Here is a 25720-nt window from a genome sequence, read left to right on the forward strand (position 1 = left end):
GAGGAGCGATCATGGCAGCAGGCAAGGAAATACGCGGCAAGATCAAATCGGTGGAAAACACCAAGAAGATCACCAAGGCCATGGAGATGGTGGCTGCATCCAAAATGCGCAAGGCGCAGGAACGGATGCGGGCTGCCCGCCCCTACAGCGAGAAGATCCGCAACATTGCAGCCAACCTCGGCCACGCCAATCCGGAGTACGTGCATCCGTTCATGAAAGTGAACGATGCCAAGACGGCCGGCGTGATCGTGGTGACGACCGACAAGGGCCTGTGCGGTGGCATGAACACCAACGTGCTGCGCATCGTGACGGCCAAGTTGCGTGAGCTGCAGGGCGCTGGTGTCTCCACCGAGGCGGTTGCCATCGGCAACAAGGGCCTGGGTTTCCTGAACCGTGTCGGCGCCAAGGTGGTTTCACACGTGACGGGCCTGGGCGACAAGCCGCATCTGGACAAGCTGATCGGCCCTGTGAAGGTGCTGCTCGATGCCTATGCAGAAGGCAAGATCAACGCGGTGTACCTGAGCTACACCAAGTTCATCAACACCATGAAGCAGGAATCGGTGGTGGAGCAACTGCTCCCCCTGTCGTCCGAGCAGATGCAGGCCGAGAAGACCGAACATGGCTGGGACTACATCTACGAGCCCGATGCACAGACCGTGATCGACGATCTGCTGGTCCGCTATGTCGAGTCCCTGATTTACCAGGCGGTTGCGGAAAACATGGCGTCCGAGCAGTCGGCGCGCATGGTGGCCATGAAGGCCGCCACCGACAACGCCGGCAGCGTCATTGGCGAGTTGAAGCTGGTCTACAACAAGACGCGCCAGGCAGCGATCACGAAAGAACTTTCGGAAATCGTGGCTGGCGCCGCTGCTGTGTAAGCAGCTCAACCAACATCTAAATTGGAGCGAAAAATGGCTCAAGTGCAAGGCAAGATTGTTCAATGTATCGGCGCGGTGGTGGACGTTGAGTTCCCACGTGACCAGATGCCCAAGATTTACGACGCTCTGAAGCTCGAAGGTTCCAACCTGACGCTGGAAGTGCAGCAGCAGCTGGGCGACGGCGTGGTGCGTACCATTGCGCTGGGTTCGTCCGACGGCCTGCGCCGCGGCCTCATGGTGACCAACACCGGCAACGCCATCACCGTGCCCGTGGGCAAGGCGACGCTGGGCCGCATCATGGACGTGCTGGGTGCGCCCATCGACGAACGTGGTCCCGTGAGCCAGGAACTGACGGCATCCATCCACCGCAAGGCCCCTGCGTACGACGAACTGTCGCCTTCGCAAGAGCTGCTGGAAACCGGCATCAAGGTGATCGACCTGGTGTGCCCGTTCGCCAAGGGTGGCAAGGTGGGTCTGTTCGGTGGCGCCGGCGTGGGCAAGACCGTGAACATGATGGAACTCATCAACAACATCGCCAAGGCCCACTCGGGTCTGTCGGTGTTCGCTGGTGTGGGCGAGCGTACCCGCGAAGGGAACGACTTCTACCATGAAATGGCCGATTCCGGCGTGGTGAACCTGGAGAAGCTCGAAGAGTCCAAGGTCGCCATGGTGTACGGTCAGATGAACGAGCCCCCAGGCAACCGTCTGCGCGTGGCGCTGACCGGCCTGACCATCGCCGAATCCTTCCGTGACGAAGGCCGTGACGTGCTGTTCTTCGTGGACAACATCTACCGCTACACGCTGGCCGGTACCGAAGTGTCCGCTCTGCTGGGCCGCATGCCTTCCGCCGTGGGCTACCAGCCTACGCTGGCCGAGGAAATGGGCCGCCTGCAAGAACGCATCACCTCGACCAAGGTCGGTTCGATCACTTCCATCCAGGCCGTTTACGTGCCTGCCGATGACTTGACCGATCCATCGCCCGCCACGACCTTTGCCCACTTGGACTCCACCGTGGTGCTGTCCCGTGACATCGCGTCGCTGGGTATCTACCCTGCCGTGGATCCCCTGGATTCCACCAGCCGCCAGCTGGACCCGAACGTCGTGGGCGAAGACCACTACGCCACGGCCCGTGCGGTGCAGGGCACGCTGCAGCGCTACAAGGAACTGCGCGACATCATCGCCATTCTCGGCATGGACGAACTGGCTCCTGACGACAAGCTGGCCGTGGCCCGCGCGCGCAAGATCCAGCGTTTCCTGTCGCAGCCGTTCCACGTGGCCGAAGTGTTCACGGGCTCGCCAGGCAAGTACGTTCCTCTGTCGGAAACCATCCGTGGTTTCAAGATGATCGTCAGCGGCGAATGCGATCACCTGCCAGAACAGGCTTTCTACATGGTCGGTACCATCGACGAAGCCTTCGAAAAGGCCAAGAAGGTGGCCTGATTGCCTGGCGGCTGAGCAGCGCTGTCGCGCTGCCCGGCCTTCCACCGCAATCGAGCAACCCATCCCCTTTTCCTAGGAGCAATGATGAACACCATCCACGTTGATGTGGTCAGTGCCGAAGAGTCCATCTTCTCCGGTGAAGCACGCTTTGTCGCGCTGCCTGGTGAATCTGGCGAACTGGGCATTTTTCCCCGCCACACCCCGCTGATCACCCGCATCAAGCCGGGCTCGGTGCGCATCGAAATGGCCGACGGCCGCGAAGAATTCGTGTTCGTGGCCGGTGGCATTCTGGAAGTGCAGCCCAACCGCGTGACCGTGCTGTCCGACACCGCCATCCGTGGCAAGGACCTGGACGACGAGAAGGCCAACGCGGCCAAGGCTTCGGCCGAAGAAGCGCTCAAGAATGCCAAGAGCGAGATCGACCTGGCCCGGGCCCAGTCCGAGCTGGCCGTCATGGCTGCGCAGATCGCAGCCCTGCGCAAGTTCCGCCAGAAGAAGTAAGAAGAGAAAACAAGTAAGCAAGCAAGCCCTCCAGATCCTTGCGGATCTGGCCTGAAAACCCGGCCCCGCCGGGTTTTTTTATGCCTGCGCGCTTGCGCCTTCAACGAGGCCGATGCGCAGGCCTTCGCATGCGATCCACAGCGCGTCCCCGGTATCCTCCAGCAGCAGCTGGCGGCTTGCCAGGAACATGCGTGCCGTGGCCAGCGAGTTCACGCTGAACGTGAGTGACTCGATTCGCAACTGCTCTGCGGCATGCAGTTCCAGCGAGATCCCCGGCGCGAGCATGATCGGCTGCCCGGAAGGCGAGCCACTGAGTCCCTGCCAGTGCCTTCGCAGCATGTCCCGGTCGGGCGTGCCCATGCGTACCGAATGCAGCCCGATGAGCCCGAGCGGACCTCCATGGGCTTCCTGCAGCGCCTGACTGTGTTGGGCGCGGCGTTGTACCGGCGTGGCGGCTTCGTCCCAGGGATAGATGGCCGCGCGAGGACTCCACTCACAGAAGAAAATGCAGCAGCTCGGCGCGGATACGTCGAGCACGACGGCATTGGTGAAGTTTGTGACCACTTCGCCTCGTGCCTTGGCGGACTGGAAGGCGCGGGCGGGCTTGCTGGTGATGCCTGCAGCCGCCAAGCGTTCCAGTACCTGGGGCAAGGGCAGGGCAGGTTCCAGCGCAAAACCATGGACGAGGGGAGGCTGTGCATGCTCGGGAAGATCGGCATTGGAGGTTGCGGCCCAGAACTCCAGGTCCGTGTTGCCCGCATGCACCCAGCCGTAGGTCGCGAAAGCGGCGTGTTGCAGGGGCCAGGCCACGGGCAGACGGAACACGCGGCTGAACAGGTCGAACAAGGGCTCTGCGGTGGTCAGGCGCAGCATGATGTGGTCGATGGATCGGTAGGCGGGCATCAAGGGCATGGGTGCAAGTTGCTGGCCTGTGAATTGTGACCGGGCCGCTGCTGAGGGTGTGCCGGGCACCGGGTGAGCCCTCACTTGCCGCTGCCTGTGCGATTGCCCATGAAAAAGGCCGAGGCCCCTTGCGGGGTCTCGGCCTTTTTGCATGGAAGCTGCAGTGCGGTCTGCAGCCTGCCTTGCCTGCTCGATTACAGGGCGCTGATTTCGCCCGAAGGGATCTGGCCCAGGCGCACGGCTTCGGCAGCCGCTGCACGCACCGCTGCACGGTCAGCCGTCGACTTGTAGGTCACGACGCGCGAACCTGCTGGCTCGATGCTGCGCGTCTGCGCCACAGTAGCGGCTTCGGCAGCCACTTCGGCGCGGGTGCGTTGGGTTTCGAACTTGGTGGCGAACTGCGAAGCGTCGGCTTCGTCAGCCTGTGCACCGAAGGAAACGAAAGCGGCAACAGCGGCCAGGGAGAGGAAACGTGCGGTCTTGTTCATGGTGATCTCGATTCTTGATTTGATTGGGGGTAGGGGGTCAGTTCAATCCGGGGCGGCTTACAGAGCGCCGACTTCGCCGGAAGAAATCTGGCCGGTGCGAACAGCATCAGCAGCCTGGGCACGCACGGCAGCGCGGTCGGCGGTGGACTTGTAGGTCACGACACGCGAACCAGCAGGCTCGATGCTACGCGTCTGTGCCACGGTAGCGGCTTCAGCGGCCACTTCGGCGCGGGTGCGGTTGGTGTCGAACTTCGTTGCGAATTGCGAAGCATCGGCTTCGTCGGCCTGGGCACCGAAAGAAGCGAAAGCGGCAACAGCGGCGATGGAGAGGAAGCGTGCGGTCGTGTTCATGATGAAAATCCTTGAAAGTAAAAGCGTCTCAATAAAACCGGGACAAAACCATTTCGAACCGGGTTCGGTGAGTCGCCTTGCGGGTTCGGCTCATCGATGGGTTGAACTGTACGCCGCAGGTGATCAAAGAAAAACCACCTGGTCGCGAACTAACTGTTCCAGTATTGGAAACAATGCTGAAGGAACTTTGAAGGGTTTACCCGAGCCTCAGCGGAACAGGCAGGCGCTCCCCGGGTCGGGGTACATGAAAACCCGTAGCGAAAATCGGGACGATAGTGGAGGTCGAGCAGAGGCTGTCGACGGCGGTTCCATGCCGGCCCAGCCGCTGCGGCAGCGGACCGCGCACAATAGGCGCACCGCCCACCATCCCCCCATTGCCCATGCCACGCGCACGACCCACAACCGCCACCCTGGGCGGTTCTTCGGATGAAACCGAAACTGCCTTTTACGACGCGCTCCAGCGCGGCGACATCGAACTGCTGATGTCGTGCTGGGCCGACGAGGAGGACATCGTCTGCGTGCATCCGGGCGGCCCCCGGCTCGTGGGGGCGGGGTCCATCCGCACCGCCTTCGAGGCCATGTTCGCCAACGGCACGGTGCGCGCCAGGCCGACCCAGGTGCGCCGCGTGCAGGCGCTGTCCAGCGCGGTGCACAGCGTGGCCGAGCATGTGGAGGTGATGCTGCCCGACGGCATGCACCGGGCCATCGTGATCGCCACCAACGTGTACCACAAGACCCCCCAGGGCTGGCGCCTGGTGGTGCACCACGCCAGCGCGGGCGTGGTGGAGGACGTGCAGGCCATGCAGGCGCAGCAACCGGTGCTGCATTGACGCGGCACCCCATGCACGCCCTGCACTACACGGCGCCGCGTTGGCTGCCCGGCGGGCAGTTGCAGACCATCTGGCCCGCGCTGTACTCGCGCCGCGCGTTCGGCGCGCCGCCGCCCTACCGGCGCGAGCGTTGGGACACCCCCGATGGCGATTTCGTGGACGTGGATTTTCTCGATGACGGCGTGCCGGCAGGCACCGCGCGGCCGTTGCTGGTGGTGTTCCATGGCCTCGAAGGCTCCTCGCGCAGCCACTACAGCGAGGCCTTTGCCGACCTCGCGCGCGAGCGTGGCTGGGCCTGTGCGCTGCCGCACTTTCGCGGCTGCAGCGGCGAGATCAACCGGGCCCCGCGCGCCTACCACTCGGGCGACCATGCCGAGATCGGCTGGGTGCTGCAGCGCCTGCGTGCCGGGCACCAGGGGCCGCTGATGGCCGCAGGGGTGTCCTTGGGAGGCAATGCGCTGTTGCGCTGGGCTGCCGAGGTGGGCGCGGAGACCGGCCGCAGCGCCGACGCCGTCGCAGCCGTGTGCTCGCCCATCGATCTGGCCGCGGGTGGACATGCGATCGGGCGTGGCTTCAACCGGCAGGTCTACACCCGCATGTTCATGCGCACGCTGGTCCCCAAGGCCTTGCAGAAGCTGGCCCAGCACCCCGGCCTGTTCGACCGCCAGGCCCTGCTGGCGGCGCGCGACCTGTACGAGTTCGACAACGTCTTCACCGCACCGGTGCATGGGTTTCGCAACACCGAGGACTATTGGCTGCGGGCGTCGGCCAAGCCGATGCTGCACCGCATCCGCATCCCGGCCCTGGTGGTGAATGCGCGCAACGACCCCTTCGTTCCGGCCAGCAGCCTGCCCAGGGTGAGCGAGGTGGGCCCGTGCGTCACCCTCTGGCAGCCAGCGCACGGCGGCCACGTGGGATTTGCCAAGGGGCGCCTGCCCGGCCATGTGCGGGCGATGCCGGACGCCGTGGGCGCCTGGCTCGCGGCGCAGGCTGACACGGAAAGCCGCGCAGCGGGGGCACAATCGCGGCATGGATGACATCGTCAAACAGGCCCTGGCCAAATGGCCCAACGTGCCCGACTGCTACGGCTGGCTGGGGCTGGATGCGCGCGGGCGCTGGTACATGCGCGACGACATGACGCAGGCCGCCGGCCCGTTTACACAGGCCAAGGGCTCGCTGCTGCAGCACGAAAAGCTGATCGACTTCATCCACCGTAACTACGAGGCCGACGAAGCGGGGCAGTGGTTCTTCCAGAACGGACCGCAGCGCGTGTATGTGGAGCTCGAAGCCACACCGCTGGTCTGGCGCCTGGCGACCGATGGTTCAGTGACCTCCCACACGGGCAAGACCACCACCGTTGAGCAATGCCTGCTCGATACCGAAGGCCGGGTCTACCTGGCCACGCCCCTGGGCCTGGGTCTCGTGCACACCCTGGACGTGGGCCTGGCCGCCGACGCTGTGGAGCAGGGGCGCTGGACGCCGGTGGAGGTGCAGGCCGAGGAACTGTCGGCCCGCTATGGCTTTGTACCCAGCCCGGCAGCGCGGCACGCCACCCCTGCCTGACTTGCCACAAAAAAGCCGACCTCGCGGGGTCGGCTTTTTTGCGGAAGGACGTGCGGTGCGCTTACTGCGATGCGCCCGATGCAGGGGCGGCAGCGGCCGATGCACCGTCACCTGCCGCAGAAGCTGCTGCCGCAGGGGCCGCAGGCTCTTCGAACTTGGCACCGCCGGCATTGGCCATGAAGGCCACGGCGCGTGCGATCTCGGTGTCGCTGAAATCGCCACCACCCTGGGGTGCCATGGCGCCCTTGCCCTTGAGGGCCGACTGCACCAGCGTTTCAAAGCCGGTCTTGATGCGGGCCGACCAGGCAGCGGCATCGCCGAACTTCGGGGCACCTGCTGCGCCGGTGGCGTGGCAGGCCGCGCACTGGGCCTTGTAGACGGCTTCGCCATTGGCCAGTGGCCGGTTGGCATCGCGCACCTCGACCATGCCCACCTTCTGGATGCGCGCGGCCGTTGCCTTCTGGGTGTCTACCGCGCCAGCGGCCGGCTTGTTGTCCGAGGTGACGTAGAGGACCAGGCCGATGATGGCAAAGATCGGAATCACAAACGAGGCAAGTACCGCGATCAGCAACTGCTTGGGGTTCTTGATCGGGCCGGTATGGGCTTCTTCGTGGTGGGTGTCGCTCATGACTTCCTCGGGTTTATCGTGGGGCTTTGATGCAATCAACCTTCAATTATATCTGCCGGTGCCCCCGGCCCTTGCAGCACGGGCGACGTGCGTGCCGAAAGGCAGAGAAAACATTTCCGGGCGGCACACCGCGGCAGGGGCCGCCCGGAGGGTTCAGGAGCCCGCAGCCGCCGGGGCTGCGGGTTCGGCCGTGCCGCCGCCACCCAGGGCCTTGTACAGCACCACCTGGTTTTGCAGCTGGGCCAGTCGCACCTGCACCACACCTTGCTGGGTGGTGAACAGGGAGCGCTCGGCATCCAGCAGGTCCAGGTAGCTGGACACGCCGTTGCGGTAGCGCAGGTCGGCCAGGCGCAGGCGGGCCTCCTCGGCTTCGGCCTGGCGCTGCTGGGCCTCAGACTGCTCGGCCAGGGTGGACTGGCCGGCCAGTGCGTCGGACACCTCGCGGAACGCCGTCTGGATGGCCTTCTCGTACTGCGCCACGGCGATGCTGCGTGAGGCCTGCGAACTCTGCAGGTTGGCCTGGTTGCGGCCCGCGTCGAAGATCGGCAGCAGCAGCGAGGGCGCGATGGTGAAGCCCCAGGAGCCGCTCTTGAACAGTCCCGACAGCTCACCGCTGGCCGTGCCGGCCTGCGCCGTCAGCGAGATGCGCGGGAAGAACGCGGCGCGTGCGGCGCCGATGTTGGCATTGGCGGCGATCAACTGCTGCTCGGCCTGGCGGATGTCGGGGCGCTGCGTGAGCAGCTCCGAAGGCAGGCCCGCAGGCAAAGCGGCCATGGCCGGCGCATTGGCCAGCGTGCTACCGGCCAGGCTGGCCAGGACGTCGGCGGGCACCGGCTGGCCCAGCAGCAGGGCCAGCGCGTTTTCGTCCAGCGCGCGCTGGCGCTGCTGCTGCGCCAGGGTGGCGCGCGCTGCCTGCGTCAGCGATTCGGCCTGGCGGAAGTCGAGTTCCGAGGCCACGCCGGCATCCAGGCGCAGGCGCGTAAGGCGCACCGACTCCTCGCGCGAGGTCAGCGTGCGGCGCGAGAGCTTGAGCAGCTCTTCGTCGGCCAGCAGTGTGAGCCAGCCATTGGCCACGGCGGCCACCAGGCTGACCTGGGCCGCATTGCGGCCTTCCTCGCTGGCCAGGTACTGCGCCAGCGCCTGCTCCTTGAGGCTGGCGATGCGGCCGAAGAAGTCGATCTCCCAGGCCGAGAGGGCCAGGCCCACGCTGAACGAGTTGGTCAGGTCGCCATTGGAGGCCGAGGGCCCCCGGCTGGCGTTGGCGCCCAGGCCCACGCTGGGGAACTGGTCGGCACGGCGGATCTGGAACTGCGCACGCGCCTGCTCGATGTTGAGCGCGGCCACGCGCAGGTCGCGGTTGTTGGCCAGCGCCGCGCCGATCAGGGTCTGCAGGCGCGGATCGGCGAAGTAGTCCTTCCAGGGCACGGCGGCCGCGGTGGCGGCGCCGGCAGGCGTGGCCGCGCCCGCGGCGTAGGTGCCGGGTACGGGCGCCGCAGGGCGCTCGTACGTGGGGATGAAAGAGCAGCCGGAGAGCAGCAGCGCGGCGGCTGCGGCCAGGGCCAGGGGGGTACGGCGGTCAATCATGGGTTCCAACTCCTGCTTCTTCTGCGTGGCGGCGGTTCATCTCCTGCTGGCGCGCGCTGCCCTTGAACAGACTGCGCACCACCACGAAGAACACGGGCACGAAGAACACGGCCAGCGCCGTGCCGGTGATCATGCCGCCGAGCACGCCGGTGCCGATGGCGCGCTGGCTGGCCGAGCCTGCGCCCGAGGCAATGGCCAGGGGCAGTACGCCCAGGCCAAAGGCCAGCGAGGTCATGACGATCGGGCGAAAGCGCAGGTGGGCGGCGGCCAGGGCCGACTCGATCACGCCCTTGCCCTGGGCCTGCAGGTCCTTGGCGAACTCGATGATCAGGATGGCGTTCTTCGCGGACAGGCCGATGATGGTGATCAGCCCCACCTGGAAGTACACGTCGTTGGCATAACCGCGCAGCAGGGTGGCCAGCAGCACGCCCAGCACGCCCAGCGGCACCACCAGGATCACGGCCAGCGGGATCGACCAGCTCTCGTACAGCGCGGCCAGGCACAGGAACACCGCCAGGATGGCAAAGCTGTACAGGATCAGCGATTGCGAGCCGGCGAGCTTTTCCTCGCGCGACATGCCGGTCCATTCGTAGCCGAACCCGGGGGGCAGCTGGGCGGCGAGCTTTTCCATCTCGGCCATGGCGGCGCCGGTGCTCATGCCGGGAGCGGGTGAGCCCGAGATGCGCACGGCAGGGTAGCCGTTGTAGCGCACGGTCTGCTGCGCCCCCTTGACCCAGCGCGTGCTGGCAAAGGCCGACAGCGGCACGGGCTTGCCCTGGCTGTTGCTGGCGTTGAGCTTGAGCAGGTCGTCGGGCTGCATGCGCGCGGGCGCATCGGCCTGTACCACCACGCGCTGCAGACGGCCCTGGTTCGGGAAGTCGTTCACGTAGGTGGAGCCAAGGGCCGTTGACAGCGTCGAGTTGATCGCGTCGAAAGACACGCCCAGGGCGTTGGCCTTGTCGCGGTCGATGTCGATCTGCAGCTGCGGCGCGTCTTCCAGGCCGTCGGGGCGCACCTGGGTGATCACTTTGCTCTGCGAGGCCATGCCCAGCAACTGGTTGCGGGCGTTGACCAGTGCCTCGTGCCCGGCACCGCTGCGGTCCTGCAGGCGGAACGAGAAGCCGCTGGCGTTGCCCAGCTCGGGGATGGGCGGCGGGCTCAAGGGGTAGATGAAGGCATCGCGGATGCCCATCAACCCGCCAAAGGCGCGGCCTGCCACGTCCTGGGCCGACTGGCCTGGGGCGTGGCGCTCTTTCCAGTCCTTCAGGGTCACGAAGGCGAGTGCTGCGTTCTGGCCCTGGCCGGAGAAGCTGAAACCCAGCACACCGACCATGCTCTGCACCTCGGGCTGCTTGAGGATGAACTCCTCGACCTGCTGCATCACGGCCAGCGTGCGCTCCTGGGTGGCCCCGGGCGGCAACTGCACGTTGACGATGATGTTGCCCTGGTCTTCACCGGGCAGGAACGAGGTGGGCACGCGCATGTAGACCACCACCACGGCACCGATGATGGCGGCGTAGATGACGAGGTAGCGCGCGGCCTTGCGGAGCATGCGCGAGACCATGCCTTCGTAGCCCTTGGCAGTGCGCGAGAAGCCGCGGTTGAACCAGCCGAAGAAGCCGCTCTTTTCATGGTGGTGACCGGCTTCCACCGGCTTGAGCAGCGTGGCGCACAGGGCCGGCGTGAGCGACAGCGCCATGAAGGCCGAGAAGCCGATGGACGCGACCATCACCGCCGAGAACTGGCGGAAGATGTTACCGGTGGAGCCCGAGAAGAAGGCCAGTGGCACGAACACCGAGATCAGCACCACGGTCACGCCGATGATGGCGCCCGAGATCTGGCGCATGGCCTTGCGGGTGGCTTCCAGCGGCGGCAGGCCTTCCTCGCTCATGATGCGCTCGACGTTCTCCACCACCACGATGGCATCGTCCACGACGATACCGATCACCAGCACCATGCCGAACATGGTCAGCACGTTGATCGAGAAGCCCAGCGCCAGCAGCGTGGCGAAGGTGCCCAAGAGGGCGATCGGCACCACAATGGTCGGGATGATGGTGTAGCGCCAGTTCTGCAGGAACAGGAACATCACCAGGAACACCAGGGCCACGGCCTCCAGCAGGGTGATGGCCACCTGGGTGATGGAGATGTCCACGAAGCGCGAGCTGTCGTAGGGAATGCTCCATTCCGTGCCTTCGGGGAAGAAACGGGACAGCTCGCCCATCTTGGTGCGCACGGCCTTGGCGGCCTCCAGCGCATTGCCGCTGGGGGACAGCTGCACGCCGATACCGACGGCCGGCTTGCCGTTCAGGCGTGCCGAAGTGGAGTAGGCCTGGCCACCGAGTTCCACGCGCGCCACGTCCTTGAGGCGCACGGTGGATCCGTCCGTGTTGGCGCGCAGCACGATGTTGCCAAACTGCTCGACACTGGACAGCTGGCCGTTGACCACCACCGTGGCGGCGATGCCCTGGCCGGCCACGTTGGGCAGGTCACCGATGGTGCCGCTGGCCACCTGGGCGTTCTGCGCCCGGATGGCCGCGGTGATCTCCGCCGACGACAGGTTGAAGCTGACCATCTTGGCCGGGTCGATCCAGATGCGCATCGAGCGCTCGGTACCGAACAGCTGCGCCTGGCCGATGCCAGGGAGGCGCTGCAGTTCGGGCACGATGTTGCGCGAGGCGTAGTCGCCCAGGGCCACGGTGTCCATCTTCGGGTTGGTCGACGAGAGCATCGTGAACAGCAGGAAGTTGGAGCGCGACTTGTCCACGCGCACGCCCTGCTGCGTCACGGCCGAGGGCAGCCGTGGCGAGGCGCGCGAGAGGCGGTTCTGCACGTCCACCTGCGCCAGCTCGGCATTGGTGCCGGGCTGGAAGCTCAGCGTGATGCTGCCCGAGCCATCGGCCTGGGCCACCGATTCCATGTAGATCAGGCCGGGCGAGCCGTTCATCTCGCGTTCGATGACGGACAGCACGCTGTCCTCCAGCGTCTGCGCAGAGGCGCCGGGGTAGGCGGCGTTGATGACGATGGCGGGAGGCGCCACCGGCGGGTATTGCGCGATCGGCAACTGCGTGATCGCCACCCCGCCCATCACCATGATGAACAGTGCGATCACCCACGCGAAGATCGGGCGGTCGATAAAGAACTTGGCCATGGATGCCCCTTATGGCTTCGATGCGGAGGCGGCGGGCGCGGCGCCCGAGGCCGCCGCTGCGGCAGGTGGCGCAGCAGGCGCGGTACCTGCCGCCTGCCATGGAACGGGTTTCACGGGCGTGCCCGGGGGCAGCATCTGCAGCTTCTGGAAGCCGTCGACCATGACCTTCTCGCCGGCTTTGAGGCCGTCGAGCACCACCCAGCGGTTGTTCTGCGCGGCGCTGATCTTCACGCTGCGCGGGCTGATCTTGCCGTCGTCACCCACCACGCTCACCGTGTCACCCTGCTGGGTGCGCGTCACCGCCTGTTGGGGCAGGGTGATGGCGTTGCTGACCTCCGCCTGCTCGATCTGCACGCGCAGGTACAGGCCGGGCAGCAGTTCGCCCTTGGGGTTGGGCACTTCGGCGCGCAGCGTGACCTGTCCCGTCGATGCATCGACCGACAGGTCCGAGAACAGCAGCTTGCCGGGGTGGGCGTACACCGAGCCATCGCCCAGCAGCAGTTTGACACTGGCGGCATCGCCGCTGGCACGCTTGAACTGGCCGCTTTCCATGGCACGGCGCAGCGCGAACACGTCGCTGGCCGACTGGGTGAAGTTCACGTACACCGGGTCGATCTGCTGGATGATTGCCAGGGGTGTGGCTTCGCCCTGGCCCACCAGCGCGCCTTCGGTCACCAGGGCGCGGCCGATGCGCCCGGAGATGGGGGCCGTCACGCTGGCGTAGCCGAGGTTGATGCCCGCCGTGCGCGTGGCCGCGCGGCCGGCTTCCACGTCAGCCTGGGCCTGCTTCTGGGCGGCCTCGGCGTTCACGAAGTCCTGCTTGCTGATGGCGTTGGCAGCCACCAGGGGGCGGTAGCGCTCCACCGTGGCCGTGGCCTGGGCCAGGTTGGCCTCGGCCTTGGCCAGGCTGGCCTTGGCGCTGTCTGCCGCCGCCGCGTATGTGGCCGGGTCGATGCGGAACAACGGCTGACCCGCCTTCACGTCGCTGCCTTCGCGGAACTGGCGCTGCAGCAGGATGCCGGCGGCGCGGGCACGCACCTGGGCCACGCGCGAGGCTTCCACCCGGCCGGGCAGCTCGGTGACCAGCCCCACGTCGCCCGGGGTGGCAACCACCACGCCCACTTCGACGGGAGGCATCTTGGGGGCGCCGCCGGCCGCTGCCGGGGCATCGGACTTGCCGCACGCGGCCAGAAAGACGGTAAGGGTGCACAGAGCGGCCACTGGCAGCATTCGCTTCAGGGCCGGGATGCGCGCAATGCGGGTGGATGGGTCACGCAGGCGAGGCATGGGAGTCCTTGTGTTGGGCGTCAACGGGGTGTTCGCGGCAGGCATCGCCGAGCAGCGGTTTGCGTCGGCGAATAGGAGTTTCTACCAATAGACGGACAATTATACATACAACCATGGATGTATAATAGAGCCCGGCGCCCGGCCCGGCCGCCTGTGAATTTGCAATGAATGAGAGGCTGTACCCATGGTGCGCAGAACCAAAGAGGACGCGATTGCCACGCGCAACGGCCTGATCGATGCGGCAGAGAAGGTGTTCTACGACAAGGGCGTCTCCCGGGCATCGCTGAGCGACATTGCCCTGGCCGCGGGCACGACGCGGGGGGCGATTTACTGGCACTTCAAGGACAAGGTCGATCTCTTCAATGCCATGATGGACCGGGTGACCCTGCCGCTGGAGCAGGGCTACGGCGAGTTCGAGGCCAGTGCCGACCTGGATCCGCTGCAGCGCCTGCGTGCCGTGATGGCCCTGGTGCTGGAGAGCGTGGCCTCGGATGAGCACACCCGCCGGGTGTTCGAGATCGCCATGCACAAGGTGGAGTACGTGGGGGAACTGGTGGCCGTGCGCGAGCGCCACCTCGCCGCCAGCGACGGATTCACGCGCCAACTGGCACGCGATTTCGAGCTGGCCGCCCGGGCCCAGCGCGTGACCATGCCGGTGCCGCCCATGGGTGCCGCCGTGGGTCTGCATGCCCTGTTCGACGGCCTGATCCAGAACTGGATCCTGTCCAACGGTGTGTTCGACCTCGCCGGTATCGGCCGGGTGTCCACCGATGCTTTCATCTCCGGCCTGGGCCTGCGGCTCGGGGCCCCGGCGCCAGCCGTGGACCGCCAGTGAGCGGTGGGCGGGGGCCGCTTGCGCCGCAGGGCGCGTGCTGCATGCGATAATGCCGAGCTACACGCATGCGGCTGTAGCTCAGTGGATAGAGTATTGGCCTCCGAAGCCAAGGGTCGTGGGTTCGATCCCCGCCAGCCGCACCAAGTTTTACGCCCTGAGACGGAAACGTCTCGGGGCTTCGTACTTTTGGGGCCCGGCGCTACATCGCACTGCTACAAAGGTGCATGGTTATGGACGGGTTGTACAGGCGCGGTGGCGTCTGGTGGGCAAGGCTTGCCGTGCCGGCGCGGTTGCGACCAGCAGCAGGGCGGCGTGAGTTCGTGCAGTCCACCCGGACGCGCGATCCGCATGAAGGTCGGGTGATCGCTTCGACCTTGCTGGCGGCCTGGCGCCGCCAACTTTTTCTTCTTGAGGGTGGACGGGTGCAGGACGCGCAGCTTCAGCAATTGATTGTGGGCGGCGCGGTGCTGGCTGCCGGGGGCTATGTTCCCCTTCGTCGCGCGGTGGAGCTGTTGGGCTTCGATCAGCTGGATCTGCTCCGCGCAGCGGCAAGCGGGCGGCTGGCGCTTCATTGCAGGCTTCGCGCAGGGGAGGGTACCGGGTACCACGTGGACAGCGCTCTGCTGGACGCTGTAGACCCCGAGATGGGTAGGTCGGGCGGGGTCGTGATCCCATCATCCGCGCCAGAAGGGAGCACCCCAGTCAACTTCGTCGGCCAGGTACTCCAGCTGGATTCCCCAAGCCAGGTCGCAAGCGCAATCATCAGCGAGGCGCTGGCCGCGGTCGAGGTGGTCTCCCTGGCCAGCCCGTCTCGTGCAGGGTGGCTGTTCGTGCCCGACCGTACAACCCCGGTCCCGGTCGGTGATCTGGAGGTTCCAGCAGCGCAGCTCGATGCGTTGAGGAGCGCTGCCGTCGCCGCAGTGCCACCAGAGCGCGTTGCTGTGGTGATGGCGAGCCCCACAGCCCCAGCGCGTCATGGGGCGGGCTTGTGGACCTCCAAACCGTTTTCTGACGCGTTGAGGCGCTACTGCAGTGATGCTGACGGCCTGCCCAAGACGTTAGCCTCCGCGACCGAGCAGCGGCAACGACATGCAGGCATGCTGCTGTTTGCAGAGTTTATGGGCGACTTGACCCTCGGGGAAATCGACGGGGACACCCTGCGAGCATTCCGGGACGGGCCCTTGAAGACGCTGCCTGCCGGCGCCAACCACCTAACGAAGGACATTCGACGCGCGACCATGCGCGACACCATCAGCGAGTTGGAGAAGCGGCTGCCGGGCTACACCAGGATGTCTACCGACATGCAGCAGGAGCGCATGAACTGGCTGTACCGGTTCTTCAACTGGCTGGCCTCGAAGAAGTACATCGGCAGCAATCCTGCAGACGGCCTGAAGGGCGAGACCGGGGTCTCGAAGGCAGAGGCAAAGGAAGTGCGGCGGGCTGCGGACGCTACCCGCAGGGCGGCCGGCGAGGGCGGGAACGAGGAGGGCCGCAGGGCATTCAACGAACAGGAGTTGACGTTGATCCTGTCGCAGCCCCTGTTCCGGGATGGTCACGGGCGTGTTGAACGTGGCTGGGCCCACTTTGACCCCTTCATGTACTGGTTGCCCCTGCTCGGCATGTATGCGGGTCTGCGCATCAAGGAGGCATCCCAGCTGTACCTGGAAGATGTTCGTCAGTCGGGCGGGGTGTGGTGCTTGGACATCAACGAGTCCACCGCTGACAAATCGCTCAAGAACGCGCAGAGCACGCGCCTGGTGCCCGTGCACCCGGCCCTCGTCGAGGCGGGCTTCCTGCTGTACTGCGATGCTCTCCGCGCTGAGGGCTTCCTGCGGGTGTTTCCCGAACTGACCTGCGCCCGTACTGATGCCCGATATGCGAAGGACAGCGGGCGACGGATTTCCCAAATGTTCGAGGAGTTGGGCTGGGCGCGCGACGGCATGCTGGTCTATCACTCATTCAGGCACGGCTTCAACAACCTACTGACCCGGGTGCCGGACTCTGTGCTTGGCTACGCCGACCCCACCCTCGCCCGGGTCGCTCGATACGGCATGATGGGTCATGACTTGCCCCCGGAGCAGCGAGACATCAACAGCACGGTGTACCTGCGTGGGCGTGAAACGGAAATGGCCGCGCTGATGGGGGCCGCCCGTTATGAGGAGCTGCCTGCGGTGGCGCCGTTTGACATTGCTTGGGGTATCGAGGCAATCCGCGCTGCGCTGGCGCGCAAGCACGGGGACAGGAAGGGCCGGGAGGACGTCGGCGAGTTCTGGCGGTCTCGCAGCTCAACAAGGGGCCGACCTAGCGCTGCTACCTTCCCTAGCTCCACTAGCTAGCCAAGCTAGCCTAGCTAGGCTATACGGGCTATACGGGCCGGGTGCCCTACAGCAGCTCACGGCCCACAGGAGGTGACGCTAACCACTCCTGCTCCTCTACCGATAGTGGCAGCGAAGGACCGGTAGCAGCAATCAGCTCGCTCAGGGTATACCGTGGCTTAGGCATCGGCTCAATGACCAAGCAGCCCGCCTCAACGCGTAGATCAACCGAATCTTCGGGCCTGACACCCAGTTGCATCAGCATCGAGTTCGGGACAGCGACCATGATGGAGTCGCCTACCTTTTGCAATTGGGTTGTGTACACAGTTCGCTGTCCTCAGTCAGTGTGAACTAAATGTACTCCCGGGCATGGAGTACGTCCAACCATGAGCGGCATCCAACGATGTGAGACCGAGCGAGGCGCGGATCGGTAGGTCCGCCTGCAGTTGGCAAGCGATCTGGAGGTCCGTGCGCAGGATGATCGTAAATGGTCGGCGTCTTGCGTCCTCATGAATTACTGCTTGCGCGTTTGTTGCCTTATCTGTGCTAGGGGCAGATCAGCCGCATAGGCCTTGCGTTTTACTTGTGTGGCGGGTGCCCAGGTCGCGGGCAAGGAGCTTGCGCAAATCGAACCTTTGGGGAAAAAGCGATGTTCGATCAAGCCCGAAGGCATTCAGATCAGCGAAGTGCTTATGGGTGCGTGGAACCACCAAAAAAACTTCGCGAAGGCCTTCAAGCCGGGGACGATTCCAGATAGGGGGTACAAGGTCTCCAGGCAGCCCGGGTGCGACGCCCCTCCACCTCACTCTGCGTGGGGACTATGTGTATTTAGGAGAGCCCCAGTCTTCCCCTGACCGTTCCTGCAGGAGGACGCCCAGGTTGCGCAAAACTGCGTCTCGATTCGTGCAAGGAAGCGTGGTTATCCACAGGGGGCGTTGAGCCGTGCCAGGGCCTTCTGGATGCGGCGATTGAGTGGGGTGTCCCGCTGGCTGCCGGGTCTCGTGCGGCGCCGCGTAGGTAGGGGGCCGGGCATGACAGGAAGGCCCGGAGCGATGAGGAATTTCGAGTGCATCATGCGGAGCAAGGCGGACGCGGGCGGGCGGGATGGTGACGGCTTCACCATGGCAAAGCGACTTCCGAGTGAGCCAAAGTTGAATGACTGCCACTCCGGCAGCGTGTTGAAAGGGCAAGCCGAACCAGTCAGGGTGATCTCGAACCGGGCCCGGTGCTCTGCTGCCGGCAGCGGCTGGTGCGCTGCTTGCCCGGCGAGAGAGTCGTAAGTCTTCACGTAAGCGCCGGTTCCGTAGTCCCGCTGCCCTGCACGTAGAGTGAGACCTGCACCGAGGGCGTTGGCGGCGTGCGCGAGGTTTTGTGCCCACTCCCGCTTGTCCGGCATGGTGACGCGCGCTAGGGCGCTTGATGGGCTGGCGTGGTGGTGGAACATGTGGAGCGCCGCCGCCACGAGGTCATCGTGCGCGGCCTTCGTTCGAGGCCATGCGTCCAGGGCAATTTCGATGCCGGTGATCCTGACCGACTCGGGGTCTATCGACTGAGCGAACTGCTGTGCAAGGGCCTCCGGATGCGGCGGGTCCTGAAGCCAGAACGAGAACATGCGGCAGGATGCACGGTTCTCGCCCGGGGCTGGCTCGATGCGGCTGGTGACCCACCCTGCGGGTAGGCGCGCCTTGAAGTGACGGAACTGAGTGGGTGAACCGAGCGTTATCGCAAGGTGCACCCGGTCAATGGCCGCGCGCAGTCTGAAGTTCTCAAGGGTCATTTACTTTCCGGCGCTTGCTGGCTCCGCCGTGCGCAGGCGTGCCCCCACTGCTCCAAGTGTGTCTCGCGGATCGAAAACAGGCACAGCAAACAGAGCCCCTAGCGGCGACGCCCCCGTGTGCGGTACGAACTCGCCTGGAAATCGCTTCCAGACCTCGTGGATGAAGTCAGCAATTTCGGACCCGAGGTAGATTGGCTGGCGCCCCGCATAGGCGCTTGCGTTAAGCCTGAGGGGCGATCCGCATAGGCCTTCACTTTCGCGGCGTCGTGTCCACATCATGAGCTGGTGGTGCCAGCAGCGGGAGAGGCCGAGCGCGCGGCTCAGGACGAACGCGGCTTCGTGGGTGCGCAGGTACCGGGAGGTGACTGCAGAGGAGGAGCGGAGATGAGCCATATTCTTCTTCTTCTTTTATTTTGGCTGATAAGTGCCGGCGATCATGGGCGCCCAGAGCGAGGTCGTACTTGATGGGCGTTAGGGCTGGCGGTGGGCTTCCTGCAGGGTGGGCAGTTCTCCTCCCTGGTCGCTTGCAGTGCTGCGGACGCTCAATGCGGCCACGTCCATCTCCATGGCCTGCTGGAACTGGTGCTCCAGTTCGGTCTTCGCACTTTCGATGGCAAGGGCAAGTCGGTCGGATAGCAAGCCTGCAGCCGTCAACGAGAGCACCAAGCGGCCGGCGCTGCTTGTGTCGCGCCATTCGAGCGCCACTGCCGGGGAGCCGTCGTCCAGGGTCACGCGTGTCGCATGGGCTGTTGGTAGGTCGTCGGTGGGCTGCGTGCCCCTGCTCCTGGGAATGTGGTTGGCGGCGTATTTGGTCAGTTCGTCGGGGTCGTACTTAGGTTGTGCGAGCGTGGTGTCCCAGGTGAATGGGGGCAGCCGGTCGCTCTTGCGCCAGTTTCGCAGCCTGACAACCCATTGCTCTTCTGTGCCCTCGCGGGTTAGGGTCGCCAGCAGGGCGGCGGCGGCGCGGGTGGACAACGTGTAATTTTTATTGTTTGTCATGCTGGCGATTATAACTTGATCTTAATTGTTCATGATCCGATTGTGACTAAGTTGAGATAGAATGACTACACATTAAACGAACGTTTTTTCGCGTAGTCAGGAGCAGCATGAAGGAGAAATTCGTCACCTACTATCGGGTGAGCACTCAGCGCCAGGGTGTTTCTGGGTTGGGCTTGGAGGCGCAGCGCGACTCAGTCGGTCAATTCGTGCGCGCTCGTGGCGGTGAGGTCTGCGCCGAGTTTGTGGAAGTGGAGTCAGGCAGGAAGACCAGCGACGCGGATCGCCCAGAACTGGCTGCAGCGCTAACGGCCTGTAGACGGCTCGGCGCAGTTCTATTGGTAGCAAAACTAGACCGTCTTGCGCGGTCAGTGCACTTTGTCAGCGGGCTGATGCAGTCAAAGGTGAAGTTCATGGCCGCTGACCTGCCGGAGGCGAACGACATCACCCTGCATCTGATGGCAGCGTTCGGGGAGTACGAGGCGAAAAGGATCAGCGAGCGAACCAAAGACGCGTTGGCAATGGCGAAAAAGCGGGGAGTTGTGCTTGGTGCAGCGGGGTCGCGGAATCTTCAGCGCAACATCGCGCAGCGACAGCAAGAAGCCGACGCATTCGCACTGAATTTAGAGGGCGTCGTTGATGGAATGGCGCAACGCGGCCTCAGCCAACGTTCGATGGTGGCTGAGTTAAACCAGATTGGCGTAAAGACTAGACTGGGGGGCAGATGGTCTCAGATTCAACTACAGAGAGTTCTGAATCGTCTGAATAGCCCGGCGCCTTAATGCTATGAAAGCTCATTCGCAATTTAACATGACGGTCATATAAATCTGTAAACTAATTTGTTGGTGTCGATTGGTTTGATGAATCTTCAATCTGTAGTGGCACCATCGAACTATTAATTTTAATAGTTTCCGCAGATGCAGTCTGCGCGGCAATACGCAGCTTACGTAGCGTCGCGATTTTATGCTTGCTTTCCTCGATCTTTGCCCTTAGAGCATCGTTCTCCTGATTGGCCTCGTCTGGGGGATCCTCTTTCAAATCCAGTGGGAGTGCCACGTTGATTTCGACTTGGGCACCTTGACTAATCCTGTTAGCCAAATATGTAAGACCCATTTTTAGCTGCGTTTCAAGCTCGTTTGCACGGCTTTCGTCGGAAATTTTGGTATGCTCAATTCTGATTTCTTGCGCGATCTTTGATATTCCAGCAGAAAGCTTTTCTTGAACTGCTTTTTCGATTAAATCTGTGATGTTTGCTGGAATGTCCTTGTTGCGAAGTTGTTCTTGGAGGTGCTTGATTTCAAGATTTGTTTTGAATAACCCTATGATCCGCTCTATGGCCATAGTCCAGACGGCAATCTGTGCTGGGTCAAGGTCTAAAAAGATCTGCCACCAGGAGGAGGAGATGGTGACGACCTTCGGCTCATAGTCCTCTGCGCCAGTCAATTCGTTAATTGCCTTTGCCAAGTTGTTCAATTTGGCAAATTCTTGACTCAAATCTTTAAGGGAGTCACCTACAACTTCCCGCGGTAGTAAAAAGCCAACTTCAGCTTCGCTGTTGTGGACTCGTTGAAATTCGACATCGAAGTGTTCAAAAGCGTTTTCAATCTTATTCAGATGGCCTATCTTTCTTTGCATTTCATCTTTTAATTTTGTCAGACTTGCAGATAGGCCGGTAATGTCGAATCCGAATTCTCGGACAATGTTGTCTATCTCCGAGTTAAGGGACGCTCCAAGAAATTTATCGAATCCAATTTCTTTTATGACTTGAGTTGCGTATGGCTGCAGCAAGTCTGCGTCGGAAATTTCGGAGGCGCGAATGAGCTGGGCCAACTGATTTTTGAACTCAACCAGGTTGCTTTCGGATCGGCTGGATGCATAGGCGTCGATGGACACAATGGCCGATCCTAAAATATCTAAAACTTTGTTATCTTTGAAGTGTTGAACTAAGTCATAAACCACTGCATGAAATCTTCCCAAATGCATAAGCCCTCCATAAATTGATGGTCGTGTAACATTGTGCACAATTCTCGGCGGCGTACTAGTGGAAAATGGCACCGTAGAACTTGATCAAGTAGGGGGGCTAGCGAGACGCCGCGCTTTGCTCTAACGGGTCCAAACCAGGGGCTGTGCGTGCGGGCTGCTACAAAAGTGTGGTCAAATTAAGGCTTCGTCTGCGCGATGTACGGGGAAAACTGAAGTTGGGTTCGATCCCCGCCAGCCGCACCAACGCTTTCTTTTGGAACGAATCGGGTCCCCCGCGTGGGTGGGCCCCTCCCTCACGTGCTGCTATTGCTGCGGAGAGCGCCCTTGCCTGCACCTGTGCATTCCTTGCCATCCGTGGTCTCCACGGAGGCGCCATGCACTCCGTGGAAGATTCGTCCCCTTCTCGCCGCCCACCCCCGTCCCCGCTGATGCCTTCCTGCAGGACCCGCGCTGTGTCGCTGCTGCCGGTGGGTCCGATGTTCCCCCAGACCACTGCTTCCCATGCCGCACCTGCTGTTCAAATGGGTCCTTCGCGAGGACCGCTACGAGTTTTCCGGCCAGGCGCAGACCCCGCGCGCGATGGAGTCGGAGGTCAACGAAGAGATCGTTGCCATCTGGGCATGGATCCAGCGCCAGAAACTGCGTCCGGGCCAGTTCGGCTGGGAGGCCACGCGGCGCACCATGACCAGCAAGGACGAGACCCTGACCGTGAGCCAGGGGGTCATCGTCGCCGACGGCGGAACGATTCTCCATCCGCAGGAAACGCGGCTGGTGGTGACGCTGCCGGAGAAGGTGGCGGTGCAGTTTCGCTTTGAATTCAACGTGGTGGACGACCGGCGCTAGAGGAGTCTGTCGGACCTGGAGCGTCGAAAGCGATTTGCAGCCGACGATTTCCAAGTCCGACAGGCTCCTGGCGGGTCCATCCGGGTCGGATTCAAACGGTCGCCAGCGCGCTGGCGGAACTTTGGCGGCACCGTCGGGTTCCATCCACCCGCGAGGGCACGCCGGGTGAGGGGTGTGTTGAGTCGATGCAGGTCAAGCACGAACTCTTCGGTGCGTCTAATATCCCCAAATACAAATAATTCTCGTCCAATTTTTTGGCGGGCCCGGCTGCACGGCATGGCGTGTCGTGGCCGGCACTCGCCCTGTTCCCATGAAACTACCTGATCTTCCCGATGGCACGCGGGCCGTGGTGGAGGGCGTTGTCGCCTCCAGTCCCTTGATCGATGCCACGGCGCTGCGCCGGCTGGGTGAACTCGGATTTCTGGAGGGCGAACCGCTGACCGTGCTGCGCCGCGGCCCCGGCGGCGCAGAGCCCATCGCCGTGCAGATCGGCGATACGCAATTTGCGTTGCGCATGCTGGAAGCCCAGTGCATCGAGGTACGCCTGGTATGACGGGCCCGGTGATTTCTTCCACCGCCGGCAGCTTGCCCAGCCTGGCCCTGGTGGGCAACCCCAACTGCGGCAAGACGGCGCTGTTCAACCTGATGACCGGCGCGCGCCAGAAGGTGGCCAACTACGCGGGGGTGACGGTGGAGCGCAAGACCGGCACCACGCAGTTGCGCGATGGACGCAGCGCCGCGGTGATCGACCTGCCCGGCACCTACAGCCTGACGCCGGCCACGCCCGACGAGCAGGTGACGCTGGAAGTGATCGAAGGCCAGCGCGCGGGCGAGGCCGTGCCCGACCTGATCGTGGCGGTGGTCGATGCGACCAACCTGCGCATGAACCTGCGCCTGGTGCTGGAGGTGCGGCGCCTGGGCCGGCCCATGGTCCTGGCCCTCAACATGGCCGACGTGGCGCGCTCGCAGGGCCTCAGGATCGATGTGCAACGCCTGTCCGCCGAACTGGGCTGCCCGGTGGTGGAAACGGTGGCCGTCAAGCGCGACGGCCATGCCGCATTGATGGCGGAAATCGCTGCCCAACTCACCCGCCAGCCGGGTGGTGCCCCGGTGCTGGCCCCTGTGGCCGCGCAGGCTGCGGGCACGGCGAGCGACCTGCAGCGCGAGGTGCGCCGCATCCTGGCGGCGGCGGCGCCCGCCGGTGGGCGCAACCAGCGGGTGCAGAACCGGCTCGACGCCATCGTGATGCACCCGGTGTGGGGCCTGGCGGTGCTGGCGCTGCTGCTGTTCCTGATGTTCCAAGCGGTGTTCTCGTGGGCCAACCTGCCCATGGATGCGATCAAGGACCTGATGGCCTGGCTGTCCACCCGGATCACCGAGAACATGGCCGACGGCCCGCTGCGCAGCCTGTTGGTCGATGGCGTGATCGCGGGCGCGGGCGGGGTGTTGGTGTTCCTGCCGCAGATTCTCATCCTGTTCTTCTTCATCCTGGTGCTCGAAGACTCGGGCTACCTGCCGCGCGCAGCCTTCCTGCTGGACCGGCTGATGGGCAAGGTGGGGCTGTCGGGCCGTGCCTTCATCCCGCTGCTGTCGAGCTTTGCCTGCGCGGTGCCGGGCATCATGGCCACGCGCACCATCGGGCCCTGGAAGGACCGGCTGGCCACCATCATGATCGCGCCGCTGATGACCTGCTCGGCCCGGCTGCCGGTGTATGCGCTGCTGATCGGCGCCTTCATCCCCGCCACGCCGGTGGGCTGGTTCGATCTGCGCGGGCTGGTGCTCTTCGCGCTGTACGTGGCGGGCGTGGTGTCGGCCATGGCCGTGGCCTGGCTGTTCAAGCGCCTATGGATGAAGAGCAGCTACCAGCCACTGATGCTGGAACTGCCGCCCTACCGCATGCCCAGCCCGCGCAACCTGCTGCTGGGCCTGTGGGAGCGCGCGCGCATCTTCATCGTGCGCGTGGGCACCATCATCTTCGCGTTGACGGTGGTGTTGTGGTTCCTGTCGAGCTATCCGGCGCCCCCCGAGGGCGCCACCGGAGCCGCCATCCAGTACAGCGCGGCGGGCTGGATGGGCCAGGCGCTGCAGCATGTGTTTGCGCCCATCGGCTTCAACTGGCAGATTTCCATCGCCCTGGTGCCCGGCCTGGCCGCGCGCGAGGTGGCAGTGGGGGCCCTGGGCACGGTGTATGCGCTGTCGGCCGCTGGCGATTCGGTGGCCGATGCGCTGGCGCCTGTGATCGCGCAGACTTGGTCGCTGGCCACGGCGCTGTCGCTGCTGGCCTGGTTTGTGTTCGCGCCGCAGTGCCTGTCGACACTGGCCGTGGTGCGCCGCGAGACCAATTCCTGGCGCTACCCGGCGCTGATGGCCGGCTACCAGTTCGCGCTGGCCTATGCGGCCGCATTTGCGACCTACCGGATCGCCCTGGTGCTGGGAGGGGGCTGAGATGGGCGGACAGATGCTGGTCGTGCTGGTGGTCGTGGCCGCCTGCGCCGTATATGCGGTCTGGAGTCTGGCGCCGGCCGTGGTCCGCCGGGCTGTGGCCAAGGCCGCTCTGCGGCTGCCCTTGCCCGGTTTCCTGGCCCGCCATTTTGGCAGGGTCGCCCTGCGCGCCAGTGCGGGCTGCGGCTGCGATGGCTGCGACGCGCGAACCCCTGCTGTCAAGGAGCAAGCCATCCGCATCCATCGGCGCTCCGGCCCGTGAGATGGCTGCCCGGGAGTGTGGTGTTTGCATGCCGGCGCCCATTTTTTTGCGCTCGACATGCACGACTGCGGCGCCAGGGCATTCCAGGCTGGCATAGAATCGTAGTCTCGGACAAAAACGCCGGAGCCATCGCAAGAGGCGCAGCGCAATGTTCGGGATGAAAAGTGGCGCCAGGAATTTTTCCGCATGAGCTTTTGCGAAGTGCAAAAATTCAGTGCTATAATTCGAAATTCTCCGGAGGGGTGCCCGAGTGGCTAAAGGGGGCAGACTGTAAATCTGTTGGCTTACGCCTACACTGGTTCGAATCCAGTCCCCTCCACCAGTAGAAGAAAAATGAAAGCAGGTTGCGGCAGGCCCTTCGTGGGGCTGGGGTCGCAGGGCCAGTTGGCAGTGCGGGAGTAGTTCAATGGTAGAACCCTAGCCTTCCAAGCTAATGACGCGGGTTCGATTCCCGTCTCCCGCTCCATTGTTCGGTTTGCTGGTTGGTTGAGAAGTAGAAGTCTTTTGATGCTGTGAAAGCGGCTTCAATTGCCCATGTGGCTCAGTGGTAGAGCACTCCCTTGGTAAGGGAGAGGTCGCGGGTCCGATTCCCGCCATGGGCACCAAAAATTCTGGTGCATCCGCTTCAGGTTGCGCCGAAACCTTGTTGTGTAGTTGTAGATTTTT

Annotated in this window: 23 protein-coding genes and 4 tRNA genes; 17 read left to right on the plus strand and 10 right to left on the minus strand. The window is 64.0% G+C overall.

Translation table 11 applies throughout. The annotated features are described in order from the left end of the window. Positions 1-11 precede the first annotated feature (11 nt). The 3 genes from atpG to AC0IZS_RS10830 all read left to right on the plus strand — a co-directional run bounded on the left by atpG (position 12) and on the right by AC0IZS_RS10830 (position 2819). Positions 12-878: a F0F1 ATP synthase subunit gamma gene (gene atpG, locus AC0IZS_RS10820; RefSeq protein WP_471635630.1), complete on the plus strand. Its 867-nt coding sequence runs from the start codon at positions 12-14 to the stop codon at positions 876-878. 33 nt (positions 879-911) lie between these two features. Beyond that, positions 912-2318, plus strand: coding sequence for a F0F1 ATP synthase subunit beta (atpD, locus tag AC0IZS_RS10825; protein WP_305743730.1), 1407 nt, complete (start codon positions 912-914; stop codon positions 2316-2318). A gap of 84 nt (positions 2319-2402) precedes the next feature. After that, the gene (locus tag AC0IZS_RS10830; protein ID WP_057203545.1) at positions 2403-2819 is read left to right on the plus strand and encodes a F0F1 ATP synthase subunit epsilon; all 417 of its coding nucleotides are present in this window, start codon (positions 2403-2405) and stop codon (positions 2817-2819) included. Positions 2820-2897: 78 nt separating this feature from the next. On the opposite strand, the gene AC0IZS_RS10835 is transcribed toward AC0IZS_RS10830, so the two are convergent. The 3 genes from AC0IZS_RS10835 to AC0IZS_RS10845 all read right to left on the minus strand — a co-directional run bounded on the left by AC0IZS_RS10835 (position 2898) and on the right by AC0IZS_RS10845 (position 4561). Further along, positions 2898-3692: a hypothetical protein gene (locus AC0IZS_RS10835; RefSeq protein WP_471635631.1), complete on the minus strand. Its 795-nt coding sequence runs from the start codon at positions 3690-3692 to the stop codon at positions 2898-2900. A gap of 224 nt (positions 3693-3916) precedes the next feature. Further along, positions 3917-4210 (minus strand): DUF4148 domain-containing protein, encoded by a 294-nt coding sequence (locus tag AC0IZS_RS10840; RefSeq protein WP_471635632.1) that lies wholly within the window; start codon positions 4208-4210, stop codon positions 3917-3919. Between the two features lie 57 nt (positions 4211-4267). Continuing rightward, positions 4268-4561 (minus strand): DUF4148 domain-containing protein, encoded by a 294-nt coding sequence (locus tag AC0IZS_RS10845; RefSeq protein ID WP_471635633.1) that lies wholly within the window; start codon positions 4559-4561, stop codon positions 4268-4270. 380 nt (positions 4562-4941) lie between these two features. Here AC0IZS_RS10845 and AC0IZS_RS10850 point away from each other — a divergent pair, with 380 nt between their 5' ends. Genes AC0IZS_RS10850 through AC0IZS_RS10860 form a run of 3 tightly spaced genes read left to right on the plus strand, consistent with a single transcriptional unit; the run spans position 4942 to position 6954 of the window. Next, positions 4942-5391 (plus strand): YybH family protein, encoded by a 450-nt coding sequence (locus AC0IZS_RS10850; protein WP_471635634.1) that lies wholly within the window; start codon positions 4942-4944, stop codon positions 5389-5391. Between the two features lie 11 nt (positions 5392-5402). Continuing rightward, positions 5403-6428 carry a YheT family hydrolase gene (locus AC0IZS_RS10855; RefSeq protein WP_471635635.1) on the plus strand — a complete coding sequence of 342 codons (1026 nt, stop codon included), beginning with the start codon at positions 5403-5405 and terminating at the stop codon, positions 6426-6428. After that, positions 6421-6954 carry a DUF2946 family protein gene (locus AC0IZS_RS10860; RefSeq protein ID WP_471635636.1) on the plus strand — a complete coding sequence of 178 codons (534 nt, stop codon included), beginning with the start codon at positions 6421-6423 and terminating at the stop codon, positions 6952-6954. Before AC0IZS_RS10855 ends, AC0IZS_RS10860 begins: the two co-directional genes overlap by 8 nt. A 61-nt stretch (positions 6955-7015) precedes the next feature. Here AC0IZS_RS10860 and AC0IZS_RS10865 read toward each other — a convergent pair whose 3' ends face one another. From AC0IZS_RS10865 to AC0IZS_RS10880, 4 genes are all read right to left on the minus strand, one after another. Further along, positions 7016-7582, minus strand: a complete 567-nt coding sequence (locus AC0IZS_RS10865) for a c-type cytochrome (protein WP_471635637.1) — start codon at positions 7580-7582, stop codon at positions 7016-7018. Positions 7583-7735: 153 nt separating this feature from the next. Continuing rightward, the gene (locus tag AC0IZS_RS10870; protein WP_471635638.1) at positions 7736-9166 is read right to left on the minus strand and encodes an efflux transporter outer membrane subunit; all 1431 of its coding nucleotides are present in this window, start codon (positions 9164-9166) and stop codon (positions 7736-7738) included. Next, positions 9159-12314, minus strand: a complete 3156-nt coding sequence (locus tag AC0IZS_RS10875; protein ID WP_471635639.1) for an efflux RND transporter permease subunit — start codon at positions 12312-12314, stop codon at positions 9159-9161. Before AC0IZS_RS10875 ends, AC0IZS_RS10870 begins: the two co-directional genes overlap by 8 nt. A gap of 9 nt (positions 12315-12323) precedes the next feature. After that, positions 12324-13601 carry an efflux RND transporter periplasmic adaptor subunit gene (locus AC0IZS_RS10880; RefSeq protein WP_471635640.1) on the minus strand — a complete coding sequence of 426 codons (1278 nt, stop codon included), beginning with the start codon at positions 13599-13601 and terminating at the stop codon, positions 12324-12326. A gap of 184 nt (positions 13602-13785) precedes the next feature. On the opposite strand from AC0IZS_RS10880, the gene AC0IZS_RS10885 reads away from it, so the two are divergent. The 3 genes from AC0IZS_RS10885 to AC0IZS_RS10895 all read left to right on the plus strand — a co-directional run bounded on the left by AC0IZS_RS10885 (position 13786) and on the right by AC0IZS_RS10895 (position 16772). Next, positions 13786-14436, plus strand: a complete 651-nt coding sequence (locus AC0IZS_RS10885; protein ID WP_471635641.1) for a TetR family transcriptional regulator — start codon at positions 13786-13788, stop codon at positions 14434-14436. 67 nt (positions 14437-14503) lie between these two features. Further along, positions 14504-14579: transfer RNA gene (locus AC0IZS_RS10890), tRNA-Arg, on the plus strand. 87 nt (positions 14580-14666) lie between these two features. Continuing rightward, positions 14667-16772, plus strand: coding sequence for a DUF6538 domain-containing protein (locus AC0IZS_RS10895; RefSeq protein WP_471635642.1), 2106 nt, complete (start codon positions 14667-14669; stop codon positions 16770-16772). 898 nt (positions 16773-17670) lie between these two features. Here AC0IZS_RS10895 and AC0IZS_RS10900 read toward each other — a convergent pair. Next, the gene (locus AC0IZS_RS10900) at positions 17671-18528 is read right to left on the minus strand and encodes a hypothetical protein (RefSeq protein WP_471635643.1); all 858 of its coding nucleotides are present in this window, start codon (positions 18526-18528) and stop codon (positions 17671-17673) included. Between the two features lie 471 nt (positions 18529-18999). Beyond that, positions 19000-19527, minus strand: a complete 528-nt coding sequence (locus AC0IZS_RS10905) for a hypothetical protein (RefSeq protein WP_471635644.1) — start codon at positions 19525-19527, stop codon at positions 19000-19002. A gap of 107 nt (positions 19528-19634) precedes the next feature. On the opposite strand from AC0IZS_RS10905, the gene AC0IZS_RS10910 reads away from it, so the two are divergent. Beyond that, complete coding sequence (locus AC0IZS_RS10910; protein ID WP_471635645.1) at positions 19635-20306, plus strand: recombinase family protein; 672 nt, start codon at positions 19635-19637, stop codon at positions 20304-20306. A gap of 52 nt (positions 20307-20358) precedes the next feature. On the opposite strand, the gene AC0IZS_RS10915 is transcribed toward AC0IZS_RS10910, so the two are convergent. Further along, on the minus strand, positions 20359-21417 hold the full coding sequence (locus AC0IZS_RS10915) for a hypothetical protein (RefSeq protein WP_471635646.1): 1059 nt from the start codon (positions 21415-21417) through the stop codon (positions 20359-20361). A 591-nt stretch (positions 21418-22008) separates the two neighbouring features. On the opposite strand from AC0IZS_RS10915, the gene AC0IZS_RS10920 reads away from it, so the two are divergent. From AC0IZS_RS10920 to AC0IZS_RS10950, 7 genes are all read left to right on the plus strand, one after another. After that, positions 22009-22350 carry a hypothetical protein gene (locus AC0IZS_RS10920; RefSeq protein ID WP_471635647.1) on the plus strand — a complete coding sequence of 114 codons (342 nt, stop codon included), beginning with the start codon at positions 22009-22011 and terminating at the stop codon, positions 22348-22350. Positions 22351-22660: 310 nt separating this feature from the next. Then, positions 22661-22903, plus strand: coding sequence for a FeoA family protein (locus AC0IZS_RS10925; protein ID WP_471635648.1), 243 nt, complete (start codon positions 22661-22663; stop codon positions 22901-22903). Beyond that, complete coding sequence (feoB, locus tag AC0IZS_RS10930) at positions 22900-24795, plus strand: ferrous iron transport protein B (protein ID WP_471635649.1); 1896 nt, start codon at positions 22900-22902, stop codon at positions 24793-24795. The genes AC0IZS_RS10925 and feoB overlap by 4 nt, the downstream gene beginning before the upstream one ends. A 1-nt stretch (position 24796) precedes the next feature. Further along, positions 24797-25054: a DUF6587 family protein gene (locus AC0IZS_RS10935; RefSeq protein WP_471635650.1), complete on the plus strand. Its 258-nt coding sequence runs from the start codon at positions 24797-24799 to the stop codon at positions 25052-25054. A gap of 236 nt (positions 25055-25290) precedes the next feature. Then, positions 25291-25376 (plus strand) — tRNA-Tyr (locus AC0IZS_RS10940). Between the two features lie 70 nt (positions 25377-25446). Next, positions 25447-25520: transfer RNA gene (locus tag AC0IZS_RS10945), tRNA-Gly, on the plus strand. 64 nt (positions 25521-25584) lie between these two features. After that, positions 25585-25659: transfer RNA gene (locus tag AC0IZS_RS10950), tRNA-Thr, on the plus strand. Positions 25660-25720 lie beyond the last annotated feature (61 nt).

It is taken from the genome of Acidovorax sp. AC410 (genome assembly GCF_979253235.1).